Here is a 15081-nt window from a genome sequence, read left to right as displayed (position 1 = left end):
GTACGAGGCGGCGCCTTCCCGGCGAAGGCGCCGCCTCGCTTCCTCAGGCTAGGAGTGACTTCGCGGGCCTGGCGAGCGCGGCGCCTGCCCTTGCAGGCGCGCACTCCCCCGACACGTCAGTGGTCCGACGCCTTGGTCGCCCCGATCCCGGTCTCCGATCGCACCCGCTGCGCGATATATCCGCCGCGGTCGAGCGCCGCGCGATCGCTGCGGTCGAAATAGGAAATCAGCCAGATCGCCACGAAGCCCAGCGGCATCGAGATCAGGGTGGGCGAAGCGATCGGGAAGATCGGCTCGGCATAGCCCAGCTGCGCCACCCATATCGTCGGCGAAAGCACGGTCAGCACGACCGCCGACAAGGCCCCCAGCGCCGAGCCGATAGCGACTCCGCGCGTGGTGCAATCCTTCCACAGCATCGACAGCAGCAGCGCCGGGAAGTTGCTCGACGCCGCCACCGCAAAGGCCAGGCTGACCATGAAGGCGACATTCTGCTTCTCGAAGACAATCCCCAGCACCACCGCCAGCACTGCCAGCGCCAGCACGGTGATCCGCGACAGCCGCAGCTCGGCGCGGGGATCGGGCTTCCCCTTGCGCAGCACCGACGCATACAAATCGTGGCTGATCGTGGATGCCCCCGCCAGGGTGAGGCCCGAGACCACCGCCAGGATCGTCGCGAACGCCACGGCGGAGACGAAGCCCATGAAGATGTCGCCGCCCACCGCTTCTGCCAGATGGATCGCCGCCATATTGTTGCCGCCCAGCATCGCGCCGGTGGCGGGGTCGAAGAAGGCGGGGTTCGCGCCCACCAGGATGATCGCGCCGAAGCCGATCACGAAGGTGAGCAGATAGAAATAGCCGATCCAGCCGGTCGCCCACAAAACCGAGGTGCGCGCGGTCTTGGCGTCGGGCACGGTGAAGAAGCGCATCAGGATATGCGGCAGCCCCGCGGTGCCGAACATCAATGCCATGCCGAGCGAAACCGCCGAGGCCGGGTCTTTGATGAAGCCGCCGGGCGCCAGGATGCCCAGCGCCGATTGCGCCGCGCTCGCCTCGTCCGCGCCGCCCGCGCGCGCGAGCGATGCCTTCACCGCCACCGCCTGCGCGAACAAGGCGTCGAGCGAGAAGCCGACATTGTAGAGCACCGCCAGCGTCATGAAGGTCGCGCAGCCGAGCAGCAGCACCGCCTTGATGATCTGGACCCAGGTCGTCGCGATCATCCCGCCGAACAGGACGTAGACCGTCATCGCCAGCCCGACCGAGCCGACCGCATACATATAGGGGATGCCGAACAGCAATTGGATCAGCTGCCCCGCGCCGACCATCTGCGCGATCAGGTAGAACAGGATCACGGTCAGCGAGCTGAACGTGGAGGAGAGCCGCACCGGCGCCTGGCCGAAGCGGAACGCCGCGGCATCGGCAAAGGTATAGCGCCCCAGATTGCGCAACCGCTCGGCGAGCAGGAACAGGATGATCGGCCAGCCGACCAGGAAGCCGGTGGAATAGATCAGTCCGTCATACCCGTCGGCGAAGATCAGCGCGGATATGCCCAGGAACGATGCGGCCGACATATAATCGCCGGCGATCGCCAGGCCATTCTGCCGCCCGGTGATCCCGCCGCCTGCCGAATAGAAATCGGCGGTGGTCTTGGTCCTGCGCGCGGCCCACCAGGTGATGCTCAGCGTGATCGCTATGAAGATGGCGAAGGTGACGATCGCGGGCACGTTCACCGCCGATCGCGTGCCATCCGCGGCATGCGCGACACCAGGCGCGGTGATCAGGCCGAGCAGGCAGACGATGAAGGCAAGCAAGCGACTCATTCGCCATGATCCTTGAGCAGCGCAGTCGCATCGATGTCGAAGCGGCGGTTGGCGATGGCGACGTAGATTCCGGTGAGGGCGATTCCCGAAAGAATGACGAACAGTCCGATCGGAATGCCGATCGTCGTCGTCATCGCCCCGATCGGCGTTCCCAGGAACGAACCCGCAAAAGCGACAAGCAGCATATAGCCGAAGAAGATGGCGACCACGATCGCACTCATTGTCCAGGAAATCCGGCTGCGGAGTCGCACCAGCGCCTGGTAGCGGGGGTCCTCGGCAATCCGATGCAGGCGTTCGTCGCCGCCGTCGCGCTCGTTCATGCCGATTCTCTCCCTGATTTGGCGTCGCGCTTACCCTATTGCCAATCGTTCGCAAGTCCATGCGCTTGCGGCGGCGATGCCGCGTCACCCGCCACGATTTCGCCGCACCGCGCTGCTTCATTTGCGCGGCCCCGCCGATTTCCCCGGAGTATCCGATGAACCGATCTCGCGCCGTCCTGCTCGCCGCAATCGTTCTGCCCATGCTGATCGGGGCTGTCGGTGCGCCCGAGGATGTGTGGCGCAATCCCGGCAATTCGGTTCATGTGCGCTTCGAGGATTGCGACGACTTGCTGTGCGGCAAGGTCGTCTGGGCCAGCGAGAAGGCCATCGCCGATACGCGGCGCGGCAGCGGCGCGAAGTTGATCGGCACTCAGATCTTCCGCGACATGCGCGAAGTGAAGCCGGGTGTGTGGAAGGGGAAGGTCTATGTCCCCGATATCGACCAGACTTTCTCGGGCACGGTCACGCGGCTTGACGCGGATCGGCTGGTCGGCCGGGGTTGCCTGTTCCTCGGGATCGGCTGCAAGTCGCAGCTTTGGACGCGCATTCCGGACTGACCCGCGCCCCGCGATCGGCTAAGCCCGCGCCATGAGCCAGGCACCCATACGAATCGGCATCGGCGGCTGGACCTTTGCGCCGTGGCGCGGGACCTTCTATCCGGAAGGGCTTAGCCAGAAGAAGGAGCTCGAGTTCGCCACCCGTGCGCTCGGCGCGATCGAGATCAACGGCACCTATTATTCCACCTTCAAGCCCGCCAGCTTCGCCGGCTGGGCCGCCACCGCGCCGGAGGGCTTCGTCTTCACGGTGAAGGGCTCGCGCTTCGTCACCAATCGCAAGCTGCTCGCCGATGCGGGCGAATCGGTGCAGCGCTTCGTCGGCCAGGGTCTGGTCGAGCTCGGCGACAAGCTCGGCCCGATCTTCTGGCAGTTCATGGCGACCAAGAAGTTCGAGCCGCAGGATTTCCAGGCATTCATCGATCTGCTGCCCGCCAGCCATGCCGGCGTGAAGCTGCGCCACGCGATCCAGGTCCGCCACGAAAGCTTCGCGGTGCCCGAATTCGTCGCGATGTGCCGCAAGGCGGGGGTCGCGATCGTCTACGCGGATTCGCCCAGCTACCCCGCCATCGCCGACGTGACCGGCGACTTCGTCTATGCCCGGCTCGAGGCGGGCGAGGACGATAATCCCCTTTGCTACCCCGAAGCCGATTTCCCGCGCTGGACCGAGGCTGCGAAAGCCTGGTCGGCAGGCGGCCTGCCCGAGGGTCTGCCCTATGTCGGCGACGACAGCGCGCCCAGGGTTCCCCGCGAAACCTTCCTCTTCTTCATCCACGGCGGAAAGGTCCACGCGCCTGCCGCCGCCCAGGAACTGATCCGGCGGCTCGACTGAAACAGATGTTACACAAATAGATCGAAATGCGAGCGAAACGATTTGGGTGAACGGCGCGTTACACACTCGTGTCATCCCTTAGCCAACAAGCTGCATTCGCAGCCGAGCAGCGATGCAAGCTGGATGCGATCGAGCAGTCGCTGCTGGTCGCCGAGTTCGATGCGAGCGGCACCTTCCTGCGCGCCAACCAGAATTTCCAGGATGCGACGGGCTACACCGAGCAAGAGCTGATCGGCCACCCGCATCGCATGCTGTGCGAGGCCGAATATGCCGCCAGCCCTGCCTATCGCGCTTTCTGGCATGATCTCGGCCAGCGCATTTATCAATCGAGCGAATGCCGCCGGGTCCGCCGCGACGGCGGGCTGATCTGGATGCAGGCGACCTATGCGCCGGTGCTGGGCGGCGATGCGGTGGTCAAGATCATCAAGATCGCCACCGATATCACCGCGCCCCGCAACCGCGAGGCGGAGGCGATGCAGCAGCTCGGCACGATCGTCGCCTCTATCCAGTCGATCGCCAGCCGCATCAACCTGCTCGCGCTCAATGCCGAGATCGAGGCGGCGCGGGCCGGCGAGGCCGGACGCCGTTTCGCGGTTGTGGCGGGCGAAGTGAAGAAGCTCGCCAGAGACACCAAGGCCGCGACCGAGCGCGCCGCGCAACTCGTGAACGCGAGCTAAGTCCGCCGCGGACTGGCGCGGTTTGACACCATGCGCTCGCCGTCGATCACGATCGGGCTGGCAAGCCCCGGAAGCCCCTCGCGCTCGATCCGCATTCCGCGCGCGATTACCTGCGGGTCGGCGAATACGTCGTCGACTGCGTTTATCGGCCCCGCTGGCACCCCCACCGCCTCCAGCGCCTCGTACAGGTCGGCCTTCGCCCAGGCCCCGATCACCTCGGCGAGCATCGGGATCAGCGCCCTGCGATTGCCCACCCGCGCCGGATTGGTCGCGAAGCGTGTATCCTCCGCCAGATCGAGGCCGAGCACCGCGCAAAGCTTGCGGAACTGCGAATCGTTGCCCACCGCGACGATCAACTCGCCGTCGCAGGTCGCAAAGGCCTGGTAGGGGACGAGATTGGCGTGGCCGTTGCCCATCCGGTGCGGCACGATGCCCGAGGCCATCCAGTTGAGCGCCTGGTTGGCGAGCACCCCCACCTGCGTGTCGAGCAGCGCCATGTCGATATGTGCGCCCTCGCCGCTGACGTCACGGCGTCGCAGCGCCGCGAGGATCGCCACCGCCGAATAGACGCCGGTGAAGATATCGGCATAGGCGACGCCCGATTTCTGCGGCGCGCCATCGGGCTCGCCGGTCAGCGACATCGCCCCGCCCATTCCCTGGATGATGAAATCATAGCCCGCACGGCCGGCATAGGGTCCGGTCTGACCGAAGCCGGTGATCGAGCAGAGGATCAGCCGCGGAAAGGCCGCGCGCAGGCTGGCCGGATCGAGGCCATATTTGACCAGCCCGCCCACTTTGTAATTCTCGATCACGACATCGGCATCCGCGATCAGCGCGCGCACTTCGGCCTGCCCCTCGCCAGTGGCGATGTCGATCGCGCGGCCCGATTTGCCGCGGTTGCAGGCGTGGAAATAAGCGGCGTCGCGGTTCGTCCCCTCGGCATCGTGCAGGAAGGGCGGGCCCCAATGGCGGGTGTCGTCGCCCGCACCGGGCCGCTCGACCTTGATCACCTCCGCGCCCAGATCGGCCAACAACTGCCCGCACCAGGGCCCCGCCAGGATCCGCGCCAGCTCGACGACCTTGATCCCGGCAAGCGGCTTCATGGCCTGCGGATCAGATAATAGACATGGTCCGGCGGGGTGCTGCCGTCGCCGCGCTCGGTGCGGCCTTTCTGCAGCACCCCGCCGATCTTCTCCATCGCCCGCCGCGAACGGATATTGTCCTTGCCCACCACGAAGATCGCGCCGCCGACGAAGCGGTGGATATGATCGAGCATCAGCCGCTTGATCTCGCGATTATAGCTGCCGCCCCAATAGGCCCGGGCGATGAAGGTCCAGCCGATCTCGACTTCGTCGCGCGCGGCGTCCGGAAAGGCATAGCGGCTCGCGCCGATCACCGCGTCGCTGGCCTTGTCGACGATCGTCACGCCGCCGCCGCTCGCCAGCGCATCCTCGAAATAGCGGCGAAACACCGGCTCCTGCCAGCGGTCGTTCGCCGGATGCACTTCCCAGATCAGCGGATCGGCGGCGACCGCGAATAAGGCGTCCCAATCCTCGGGCACCGTCGGCCGGATCCTGACCAGTTCGCCTTCGAGGGTCGGCTGCAGCTCCATCAGAATGCGGCGATCCCGGTGATCGCCCGCCCCAGGATCAGCCCATGCACGTCGTGCGTGCCCTCATAGGTGTTGACCGTCTCCAAGTTGATCGCATGGCGCAGCACATGGAATTCGGCCGAAATGCCGTTGCCGCCATGCATGTCGCGCGCGATCCGGGCGATATCGAGCGCCTTGCCGCAATTGTTGCGCTTGATGATGCTGATCGCTTCCGGCGCGAGCGTGCCCTCGTCGAACATCCGCCCGCAACGCAACGCCGCCTGCAGGCCGAGCGCGATCTCCGTCTCCATATTGGCAAGCTTCATCTGGACCAGCTGGGTCGCGGCCAGCGGCCGGCCGAACTGCGCACGATCGAGCGTATATTGCCGTGCCGCGTGCATGCAGGCCTCCGCCGCGCCCATCGTGCCCCAGGCGATGCCGTAACGCGCGCGGTTGAGGCAGCCGAACGGCCCCTTCAATCCCTGTACCTCGGGCAGCAGCGCCTCCTCGCCGACTTCGACGCCTTCCATCACGATCTCGCCGGTCACCGACGCGCGCAGGCTCAATTTGCCTTCGATCTTGGGCGCCGAAAGTCCGGCCATGCCCCTCTCCAGCACGAATCCCTTGATCGCGCCGCCATGATGATCGGACTTCGCCCAGACGACGAAGACGTCGGCGATCGGCGAATTGGTGATCCACATCTTCGCGCCGGTCAGCCGATAGCCGTCCGCGGTCTTCTCGGCGCGGGTGCGCATGCCGCCAGGATCGGACCCCGCATCGGGCTCGGTCAACCCGAAGCAGCCGACCAGCTCGCCCGATGCCAGCCCGGGCAGATATTTCCGCCGCTGTTCCTCGGTGCCGTATGCGTGGATCGGATACATGACGAGCGAGCTCTGCACGCTCATCGCCGAGCGATAGCCCGAATCGACCCGCTCCACTTCGCGCGCGACCAGCCCGTAGGCGACATAGCCGAGCCCGGCGCCGCCATATTCCTCGGGAATCGTCGCGCCGAGCAGCCCCAGCGCGCCCATCTCGCGCATGATCGCGCGGTCGAAATCCTCGTCGAGGAAGGCGCGGGTGACGCGCGGCAGCAATTCGCCCTGCGCATAATCGCGCGCGGCGCCCTGCACCATCCGCTCCTCGTCGGTCAGTTGCGCGTCGAGCGCGAACGGATCCTGCCAGTCGAACCGGCCCATCTCTGCCATTTTTCCGTCCTTCAGGTGCCGGCCGGTGCCGGCTCGACTATGGGGGGTGCCGCCGGCGGCGGGGTTGCCGGCACGGCTTCGATCGCAGCGCGCTCGATCTCGATCAGCCCGTCGCGCGCGCTGATATAGCGCCGCGCGGCGGCAACCCAGCTTTCGGCACTCGCCGCGCCGGGCAAGTGCGCGACTTCGGCCAGCGCGGCTTCGACCTGGCCCTCGTCGAGCGTGCGGCGCGCGCGGCGCAGGCGATCGGCGGCGCGCGGGCTCGGCGAATCGGCCTGGCGCAGCACGATCAGGTCGCCCAGCTGCCGCCGCACGCTTCCCCACAGGCTGTCATTGGGATCGCTCACCAGTCGCGGCGCGATCGTGTCGAGCGCCAGCCGCAGATCCTCGATCGTCACCGGCTCGGCCGCGCCGCGTAGAACTGCGGCGACCGCGTCGCCATGGCCCTCGCCGAATGCCTGGCGCAGTTGCGGCTCGAGCGGGCCCAAGGGCAGTCCGCGCTCGATCGAGCGGCGCACCGCGACCGCGATCATCATCTTCTCGGCGCGGGTCGCATAGGTGGAGGCCGCGCGCGCGCTCCGATCGACCTCGCGCAACCGCAACTGCAGTGCGTCGAGCCGCGCCGCCAGTTCCTGCTCGCGCGCGCTTAGCGTGGCGATGTCCGTGCTTGCGGGTAGCGCAGGGGCGACGGTCGGCGGCGCCTGCGGTGCAGACACGCTCGGCGCGGGTGCTGGCACTGCCGCGGGAGGCTGATCGCCCACCAGCTGGAATGCGCCTGCGGCCACGGCAATGCCGCCCAGAAAGGCCAATCCGCCGATCAGATAGTTCGTCCGGAAACCAGGACCAGCCGGCTCGGGCGCGAGGGTCTCGTCGCTCATCCGCCCCTTATTCGCCGCCCCGCCCGCGGGGTCAATCGGCGAGCGCGATTGCGGCGTCGATCAACGCCTCGCCGCGCATGTCGGCGGGGGCGTGGATCTGCGCCCAGCCGGGCCCTGCCGTAGCGGCGGCGGCGGCGCTGATCGCAACCAATGCGATCCCGCCGCGATCGAGGCCCGCCGCATCGACCAGCTCGGCCAGCCGCGCCCCGGCCCGCGCCGACTGTACCAGCACCACCGATCCCGCGAGTCGTCGCACCGCCTCGTGCGTCACCGCCAGCGCCTCGCTGGCATAGACGGTGATGACTTCGGCCACGATCCCGCCCGCCTCCAGCGTGCGTTCGCGCCCCGCCAGGTGCAGCGCCCGTCGCAGGCCCGCTGCCTCCGCGCGCGCAACCAGCCCCGTCGCCCCGTCGTCCCCGATCTCGGCCATCTCGAACCCGGCCCTTCGCGCCGCCTCCGCAGTCACTGCGCCAACCGCAAAGACCGGGAGTTCGCGAAGCGACGCGAGCCCCGCCCCGCCGTGGCGCAGCGCATTGGCGCTGGTCAGCAGCAGCGCATCGAATCGCGCCGGATCGGGACTCTCCCACGCCACCGGTCTGGCCTCGAACAAGGGCAATCGGATCGCGGTTCGCCCCCGCGCCTCGATCGCTGCTGCGGTCACGCGGTTGCCCGGCTCGGGGCGGAGCACGGCAATCGCACGTGTCACCCGCCGAACAGCCGCCGTATCTCGGGCGGCGCGCGCAGCAGCAGATCGCGCGCCACCGCGATCGACAGCACGGGATCGGTCGGCGCCCCCGCTTCCTGCGCATAAACGTGCGAAGCGCCATCCTCGGACAGCAATTCGGCCCGCAGCGTCATGATCGCGCCCTCGATCGTCGCCAGCGCCGCCACCGGCGAATGGCAATCCGCCCCGATCGCCGCCAGTACGCCGCGCTCCGCCCGCACGCAGGCATGCGTCTGCGGATCGTCGATCGCCTCCAGCAGCGCCAGCGCATGCGAATCGCTCGCCCGGCACTCGATCCCCACCGCGCCCTGCGCCGGCGCCGGCAGCATCACATTGATGCCGATGGGGGTGCCGACGTCATGCCGCCCGAGCCGCTCGAGCCCCGCCGCCGCCAGCAAGGTCGCATCGACTTCGCCCGCCGCCAGCTTGGTCAGCCGGGTGTCGACATTGCCGCGAAAGAAGATGACTTCCAGATCGGGACGGATCTTCCGCACCTGCGCCGCCCGCCGCGGCGAGCTCGTTCCCACCAGCGCACCCTGCCGCAGCGATTCGATCGAATCGGCGCCGACCAGCCGATCGCGCACGTCGGCGCGCGGCAGCATCGCCGCGATCCGGATCGCCTCGGGGCGCTCGGTCTCGACATCCTTCATCGAATGCACCGCGCAGTCGATCTCGCCGGCCAGCAGCGCCCGGTCCAGTTCCTTGGTCCACAAGGCCTTGCCGCCGATCTCGGCAAGCGGGCGATCCTGCACCTTGTCGCCGGTGGTGCGGATCGTGACGATCTCATAGTCGTCTGGCGCAACTTCATGCGCGGCGGCCAGCGCGTCGCGCACCATTGCTGCCTGGGTGAGAGCGAGCGGCGAACCGCGGGATCCGATGCGAAAGCGAGCCATGACTTGTGCTAATGCCCCGTGCGACTAATTGAACGCAATGGCGCTGATCCTAGGCATCGAATCAAGCTGCGACGAGACCGCGGCGGCGCTTGTCACCAGCGATCGCGTCATTTTGGCCCATAAACTTGCCGGACAGGAAGCCGCGCACCGCCCGTTCGGCGGCGTCGTCCCCGAAATCGCGGCGCGCGCGCATGTCGAAATATTGGCGCCATTGATCGAAGCCGCGCTCGATGAAGCCGGGGTCACCCTCTCCGAAGTCGACGCCATCGCCGCCACCGCCGGCCCCGGCTTGATCGGCGGGGTGATGGTCGGGCTCGTCACCGGCAAGGCGCTGGCGCTCGCCGCGGGCAAGCCGCTGGTCGCGGTCAACCATCTCGAGGGCCATGCGCTCTCGCCGCGCCTCATCGATCCCGATCTGGCCTTCCCCTATCTGCTGCTGCTCGTCTCGGGCGGCCATTGCCAGCTGCTGCTGGTCGAGGGCGCCGGGCGCTATCGCCGTCTCGCCACCACGATCGACGATGCCGCGGGCGAGGCGTTCGACAAGACTGCCAAGCTGCTCGGCCTGGGCTTCCCCGGCGGCCCCGCGGTCGAGGCGGCGGCGGCATTGGGCAATCCCAGGGCCGTCCCGCTTCCCCGCCCGTTGGTCGGCTCGGCCGAACCGCATTTCTCTTTCGCCGGGCTCAAGAGCGCGGTCGCTCGCGCAGTCGGCGACCATAGCGCGTCCGATCTCGCCGCCTCCTTCCAGCAGGCGGTGATCGATTGCCTGATCGATCGCACCCGCCGCGCGCTCCAGTCGGTCCAGCCGACCGCTCTGGTCGTCGCGGGCGGCGTCGCCGCGAACCAGAGCGTCCGCGCGGCGCTCGAATCGCTCGCCGCCGAGTTTGGCCTGCGCTTCGTCGCCCCGCCGCTCTGGCTGTGCACCGACAATGCAGCGATGATCGGCTGGGCCGGCGCCGAGCGGCTCGCGCTCGGGCTCACCGATCCGCTCGATTTCCCGGCCCGCCCGCGCTGGCCGCTCGATCCGGGCGCGGAGAAGGTGCGCGGCGCAGGAGTGAAGGCATGAGGCTGGGCGTGATCGGCGGCGGCGCCTGGGGTACTGCCTTGGCGCAGGTGGCGGCGCGCAGCGGCCAGCCCGTCACGCTGTGGGCGCGCGAGCCCGAAGTGGTCGAGAGCATCAACGCCGCCCACGAAAACCGCCAGTTCCTTGCCGGCATCTCGCTCGATCCCTCGATCCGCGCCACCGGCGATCTCGCCGACCTCAGCGGGCTCGATGCGCTGCTGGTCGTCGCTCCCGCCCAGCATGTTCGCGCTGTCCTGGCCGCCCTCGATCCCGGCGCCACTCCGCTCGTGCTGTGCGCCAAGGGGATCGAGGCCGGCAGCAAATTGCTCGTCGGCGAAGTCGCGCACCAGGCCCAGCCCAGCGCGCCGATCGCCGTCCTCTCGGGCCCCACTTTCGCGCACGAAGTCGCCCGCGGCCAGCCCACCGCGGTCACCCTCGCCTGCGACGACGAAGATCTGCGCACCCGCCTGTCCGAACGCCTCGCCGGCCCCGCCTTCCGCACCTATGGCTCGGCCGACGTCGTCGGCGCCGAGATTGGCGGCGCGGTCAAGAATGTCCTCGCCATCGCCTGCGGCGTCGTCGAGGGCGCCGGGCTCGGCCAGAATGCCCGCGCCGCATTGATCGCGCGCGGCTTTGCCGAAATGACTCGCTTCGGCCTCGCCCGCGGCGCGCAGGCGGAGACGCTCACCGGCCTGTCGGGGCTGGGCGACCTGGTCCTGACCTGCTCGTCCACCGCCTCGCGCAACTTCTCGCTCGGCGTCGGCCTCGGCCAGGGCAAAAGCGCCGCCGCGCTGATGGCCGATCGCAAGACGGTCGCGGAAGGCGCCTTCACCGCCCCCGTCCTTCAGCAGGCCGCCGCCGATGTCGGGATCGAGATGCCGGTCTGCGACGCCGTGTGCGCCTTGCTCGCGGGCAAGCCGGTGTCATCGGTGATCGAAGCCCTGCTCAGCCGCCCGTTGCGCGAAGAGGCGCGGTGAGGCGCGCGGCGTTGCTCCGCGGGGTCAATCTCGGCGGGCGCCGCCTGATCATGGCCGAGCTCAAGGGGTTGGCCGAAGGTCTCGGCTTCACCCGCGTCCAGACCTTGCTCGCCTCGGGCAATCTCGTCTTCGACAGCGACCGGCCCGCGCCCGAGATCGAGGCGATGCTGGAGACTGCGCTGGAGCAACACGGCCTGAAGACCGATGTCCTGGTACGCGATCGCGCCGAGCTCGCGGCAGTCCTCGCCGCCAACCCCTGGCCCGAAGCGGCGCTCGATCATCCCAGCCACTTCCTCGTCACCTTCCATCGCCATCCCTTTTCCCCGGACGCGCTGGAACGGCTCGCCAGCCTCCACCCCGGCCCCGAGCGCCTCCATGCGATCGATCGCGAGCTTTACATGGATTTCCGCAGCCAGCAGGGCATGCGCGAGTCGAAGCTGCTCCAGGCGATGGCCAAAGCCAGATTGCCGGCGGTCGCGACCGCGCGGAACTGGAACACGGTCCAAAAGCTCGCGGCGATGCTCGCCGACTGAATCAAACCAGCTCGAACAGCCCTGCCGCGCCCATGCCGCCCGCGGTGCACATCGAGACCACTACGAAACGCACCCCGCGCCGCCGTCCCTCGATCAGCGCATGTCCCGCCATCCTGCTCCCGCTCATCCCGAAGGGGTGGCCGATCGCGATCGCCCCGCCATTGACGTTGAGCAGATCGGGATCGATCCCCAGCCTGTCGCGGCAATAGAGGCACTGGCTGGCGAACGCCTCGTTGATCTCCCACAGCCCGATATCGCCGACCTCGAGCCCCGCGCGGCGCAGCAGCTTGGGGATGGCGAACACCGGCCCGATCCCCATCTCGTCGGGCTCGCACCCCGCCACCTGGAAACCGCGATAGATTCCCAGGATCGGCAGCCCCTCCGCCTCGGCGGTCGCGCGATCCATCAATATCTGGGCCGCCGCACCGTCCGAAAGCTGGCTGGCATTGCCCGCGGTGACATTGCGGCCTTCCTGCACGAATGCGCCGTCCTTCCACACCGGCTTGAGCGCGGCGAGCCCTTCGACGCTGGTGCCCGGGCGGATCCCCTCATCCTGCGTGACCGTCACCGTCTCGCTGCCGATCCGCGCGCCGGCCTTGTCGAACAACGCCTTCTCCACCGTGATCGGTGCAATCTCCGCGTCGAAGGCGCCGCGCGCGAGCCCCGCCGCCGCGCGCTGCTGGCTCGTCGCGGCGAACGCGTCCTGCGCCTCGCGGCTGATGCCATAGCGTTCCGCCACCACTTCGGCGGTCTCGATCATCGGCATATAAGCGGTCGGCACCGGCCCGATCACCGATTGGTTCACATAGCGCGGCGCATTCTGCATCGTCAGCGAGATCGATTCCATGCCTCCCGCCAGCGCCACATCCACTTCGTCGGTCATGATCGACCGCGCGGCCAGGGCAATCGCCGTCAGCCCCGATCCGCATTTCCGGTCCAGGCTGAAGGCGGGGACGCTGTGCGGGATTCCCGCCGCGAACAGCGCATGCCGCGCCATATTGCCGCCTTGCGTCCCCCACTGGTTGCCCATGCCGTAGAAGACGTCGTCGATCCGCGCCGGATCGATCCCCGCGCGCGCCACGGCGGCGTTCATCACATGCGCCGCGAGCAGCGGTGCTTCAGTGTCGCTGAAATAGCCGCGCTTGGCCTTGCCGATCCCGGTGCGGGCAGTTGAAACGATAGCGGCTTCGCGCATCTTTGGGCAGCCTTTCGAGCTTCGGGTATGGGGCTCGGTCTAGAGCAGCTACCTCCGATTGCAAGATTCAGTCGGTAAAGACCGGCGCGCGCTTATGCATGCTCGCCATTACCGCCTCGATCTGGTTGGGCGTGCGCAGCAGCGCCACTTGCTCGGCGCTCTCGGCCATCAGGATCGCTTCGGCTTCGCCCTCCAGATTGGCGAGCCGCTTTGCCGCGCGAACCGCCTCCGGGTTGCGCCCCGCAATCGCCCGCGCCAGCGCCATCGCCTCGCCACGCGGATCCTCGGCGATGCGCGTGACGAAGCCGAGCCCCACTGCCTCCGCCGCGTCGAACTCGCGCGCGGTGTAGGTCAGCTCGCGCAGCACATCGTCGCGCACCGTCCCCCGCCACAGCGCAAAGCCGGCCATGTCGGGCACGATCCCCCATTTCAGCTCCATCACCGAAAGCCGCGTGCCTGGCGCCGCGATCCGCACGTCCGCCCCGCTGGCAATCTGCAGTCCGCCACCGAACGCCACCCCGTGCACCGTGGCGATCACCGGCACCTTCAGCATCCGCCAGCCCCAGGCGACCTGCTGGAAATCATTGGCGATGCCGTGCGCCCGCGACGCCACGTCCACCCCTGCACCGACGCTGGCCATGCTCGCCATGTCGAGCCCCGCGCAAAAGCCGCGCCCGTCGCCCGAAAGCACCACCGCGCGCAGCCCGGCCGTCGCCTCAAGCGTCGCGATCGCCTCGATGATCGCGGCGAACATCGCCGGATCCAGCGCATTGAGCTTGTCCGGCCGCGCCAGCCGCACGTCGGCCACCCCGCCTTCCACCTCTATCTTCACCCGCTCGTCCATTGCCACTCTCCTCGTTGCGTACCAGGCTAGGCCCAATGCCGCGCCGCTTCCATGGCGCTCCGACTCGGTTTGCGCGCCCGCAGGCGGCAGGCTAGGGCGCCGCGATGAGCGAAAGCGACCCCAGGCCCTCGCGCGGCTTCGATCCGCGGCCCTTGTTCGACGCGCGCTTCCGCTATGGCCATGGCGGCACGCTCGGCATCCTCCACCGCGACCATGGCGACGATTGGGCCGAACTCGAACTTCCCTATCGTCCCGAACTGATCGGCGACGAGGCCTCCGGCGTGCTCGCCTCGGGCCCTATCCTCGCGCTGATGGATATGGCCACCAGCGTCGGCGTCTGGCGCAAGCTCGATAGCTTCAAGCCGCACGCCACCCTCGATCTGCGGATCGACTATCTGCGCCCCGCACGCCCGGGCAGCAGCGTGATCGGCCGCGGCGAATGCTATCGCATCACCCGCTCGATCGCCTTCGTGCGCGGCCAGGCGCATGACGGCGATCCGGCCGATCCGCTCGCGCATGTCGCCGGCACCTTCATGGCGGCGGAGGGCTATTGGTGATTCCTTATGCGAAGCTCCTCGGCCTCAGCGTCGAGCCGGGCGAGACCGCGCCCACGTACGTCATGCCCTTCGGCAACGATGTCGTCGGGCGCCCCGGCTTCCTGCACGGCGGCGCGATCGGCGGGCTGCTTGAAATGGCGGCGGTCGGCGCGCTGGTCCAGGCGTTGGAGGCCGAAGGCGGCGGCCGGGTCAAGCCGATCAACTTGACCGTCGATTACATGCGCGGCGGCCGCGAAAAGCCCACCCGCGCCCGCGGCACCGTCACCCGCCTCGGGAACCGCGTCGCCAATGTCGAGGCGATCGCCTGGCAGGACGAGCCCGATCGCCCGATCGCCGCGGCACGGATGAACTATCTGATCGTGCGATAGGGACCGGCCCTTCCACCGTCGTCATCCCGGCGAAAGCCGGGATCCAGGGTCACTCT

At 68.3% G+C, this 15081-nt stretch carries 18 protein-coding genes; 8 read left to right on the top strand and 10 right to left on the bottom strand.

What is annotated here, in order from left to right; all coding sequences use genetic code 11:
• Nucleotides 1-116: 116 nt before the first annotated feature.
• Both OKW87_RS11730 and OKW87_RS11725 read right to left on the bottom strand, forming a co-directional pair.
• A complete protein-coding gene (locus tag OKW87_RS11730) occupies nucleotides 117-1817 on the bottom strand; it encodes a cation acetate symporter (protein WP_265539710.1) in 1701 nt (566 codons plus the stop codon).
• Nucleotides 1814-2137, bottom strand: coding sequence for a DUF485 domain-containing protein (locus OKW87_RS11725; RefSeq protein WP_265539709.1), 324 nt, complete (start codon nucleotides 2135-2137; stop codon nucleotides 1814-1816). Before OKW87_RS11725 ends, OKW87_RS11730 begins: the two co-directional genes overlap by 4 nt.
• Nucleotides 2138-2292: 155 nt before the next feature.
• Here OKW87_RS11725 and OKW87_RS11720 point away from each other — a divergent pair, with 155 nt between their 5' ends.
• The 3 genes from OKW87_RS11720 (at nucleotide 2293) to OKW87_RS17480 (ending at nucleotide 4200) form a co-directional block, all read left to right on the top strand.
• Nucleotides 2293-2694, top strand: a complete 402-nt coding sequence (locus OKW87_RS11720; protein WP_265539708.1) for a DUF2147 domain-containing protein — start codon at nucleotides 2293-2295, stop codon at nucleotides 2692-2694.
• Nucleotides 2695-2725: 31 nt separating this feature from the next.
• Nucleotides 2726-3523 carry a DUF72 domain-containing protein gene (locus OKW87_RS11715; RefSeq protein ID WP_265539706.1) on the top strand — a complete coding sequence of 266 codons (798 nt, stop codon included), beginning with the start codon at nucleotides 2726-2728 and terminating at the stop codon, nucleotides 3521-3523.
• 68 nt (nucleotides 3524-3591) lie between these two features.
• Nucleotides 3592-4200 carry a methyl-accepting chemotaxis protein gene (locus OKW87_RS17480; RefSeq protein WP_322740314.1) on the top strand — a complete coding sequence of 203 codons (609 nt, stop codon included), beginning with the start codon at nucleotides 3592-3594 and terminating at the stop codon, nucleotides 4198-4200.
• On the opposite strand, the gene OKW87_RS11700 is transcribed toward OKW87_RS17480, so the two are convergent.
• From OKW87_RS11700 to hemC, 6 genes are read right to left on the bottom strand one after another with little or no spacing between them, the layout of a single operon-like run.
• Nucleotides 4197-5303: a CaiB/BaiF CoA transferase family protein gene (locus OKW87_RS11700; RefSeq protein ID WP_265539704.1), complete on the bottom strand. Its 1107-nt coding sequence runs from the start codon at nucleotides 5301-5303 to the stop codon at nucleotides 4197-4199. The two genes, OKW87_RS17480 and OKW87_RS11700, sit on opposite strands and share 4 nt — an antisense overlap.
• Nucleotides 5300-5812 carry a GNAT family N-acetyltransferase gene (locus OKW87_RS11695; protein WP_265539702.1) on the bottom strand — a complete coding sequence of 171 codons (513 nt, stop codon included), beginning with the start codon at nucleotides 5810-5812 and terminating at the stop codon, nucleotides 5300-5302. Before OKW87_RS11695 ends, OKW87_RS11700 begins: the two co-directional genes overlap by 4 nt.
• Nucleotides 5812-6996 carry an acyl-CoA dehydrogenase gene (locus tag OKW87_RS11690; RefSeq protein WP_265539700.1) on the bottom strand — a complete coding sequence of 395 codons (1185 nt, stop codon included), beginning with the start codon at nucleotides 6994-6996 and terminating at the stop codon, nucleotides 5812-5814. Before OKW87_RS11690 ends, OKW87_RS11695 begins: the two co-directional genes overlap by 1 nt.
• An 11-nt stretch (nucleotides 6997-7007) precedes the next feature.
• Nucleotides 7008-7874, bottom strand: coding sequence for a hypothetical protein (locus tag OKW87_RS11685; protein WP_265539698.1), 867 nt, complete (start codon nucleotides 7872-7874; stop codon nucleotides 7008-7010).
• 31 nt (nucleotides 7875-7905) lie between these two features.
• Complete coding sequence (locus OKW87_RS11680) at nucleotides 7906-8535, bottom strand: uroporphyrinogen-III synthase (RefSeq protein WP_265539696.1); 630 nt, start codon at nucleotides 8533-8535, stop codon at nucleotides 7906-7908.
• A gap of 41 nt (nucleotides 8536-8576) precedes the next feature.
• Entirely contained in the window at nucleotides 8577-9491 is a 915-nt protein-coding gene (gene hemC, locus OKW87_RS11675; protein WP_265539694.1) for a hydroxymethylbilane synthase, read from the bottom strand.
• 37 nt (nucleotides 9492-9528) lie between these two features.
• Between hemC and tsaD the strand changes: the two genes are divergently transcribed.
• The 3 genes from tsaD to OKW87_RS11660 are packed head-to-tail and all read left to right on the top strand — an operon-like array spanning nucleotide 9529 to nucleotide 12061.
• Nucleotides 9529-10554: a tRNA (adenosine(37)-N6)-threonylcarbamoyltransferase complex transferase subunit TsaD gene (tsaD, locus tag OKW87_RS11670; protein WP_265539692.1), complete on the top strand. Its 1026-nt coding sequence runs from the start codon at nucleotides 9529-9531 to the stop codon at nucleotides 10552-10554.
• On the top strand, nucleotides 10551-11528 hold the full coding sequence (locus OKW87_RS11665; RefSeq protein ID WP_265539690.1) for an NAD(P)H-dependent glycerol-3-phosphate dehydrogenase: 978 nt from the start codon (nucleotides 10551-10553) through the stop codon (nucleotides 11526-11528). The genes tsaD and OKW87_RS11665 overlap by 4 nt, the downstream gene beginning before the upstream one ends.
• Nucleotides 11525-12061 carry a DUF1697 domain-containing protein gene (locus OKW87_RS11660; RefSeq protein ID WP_265539689.1) on the top strand — a complete coding sequence of 179 codons (537 nt, stop codon included), beginning with the start codon at nucleotides 11525-11527 and terminating at the stop codon, nucleotides 12059-12061. The genes OKW87_RS11665 and OKW87_RS11660 overlap by 4 nt, the downstream gene beginning before the upstream one ends.
• Before the next feature lies 1 nt (nucleotide 12062).
• Here the strand turns inward: OKW87_RS11660 and OKW87_RS11655 are convergent, their stop codons facing one another.
• Complete coding sequence (locus OKW87_RS11655) at nucleotides 12063-13256, bottom strand: acetyl-CoA C-acyltransferase (RefSeq protein ID WP_265539688.1); 1194 nt, start codon at nucleotides 13254-13256, stop codon at nucleotides 12063-12065.
• Nucleotides 13257-13323: 67 nt separating this feature from the next.
• A complete protein-coding gene (locus OKW87_RS11650) occupies nucleotides 13324-14100 on the bottom strand; it encodes a crotonase/enoyl-CoA hydratase family protein (protein ID WP_265539686.1) in 777 nt (258 codons plus the stop codon).
• A 104-nt stretch (nucleotides 14101-14204) separates the two neighbouring features.
• On the opposite strand from OKW87_RS11650, the gene OKW87_RS11645 reads away from it, so the two are divergent.
• On the top strand, nucleotides 14205-14657 hold the full coding sequence (locus tag OKW87_RS11645) for a PaaI family thioesterase (protein ID WP_265539684.1): 453 nt from the start codon (nucleotides 14205-14207) through the stop codon (nucleotides 14655-14657).
• Nucleotides 14651-15025, top strand: coding sequence for a PaaI family thioesterase (locus OKW87_RS11640; RefSeq protein ID WP_265539682.1), 375 nt, complete (start codon nucleotides 14651-14653; stop codon nucleotides 15023-15025). The genes OKW87_RS11645 and OKW87_RS11640 overlap by 7 nt, the downstream gene beginning before the upstream one ends.
• Nucleotides 15026-15081 lie beyond the last annotated feature (56 nt).

This window comes from Sphingomonas sp. M1-B02, assembly GCF_026167525.1.
GTDB lineage: Bacteria > Pseudomonadota > Alphaproteobacteria > Sphingomonadales > Sphingomonadaceae > Sphingomonas.
Note: the sequence above shows the minus strand (reverse complement) of the source record. Positions and strands in the feature narration are given on the sequence as shown.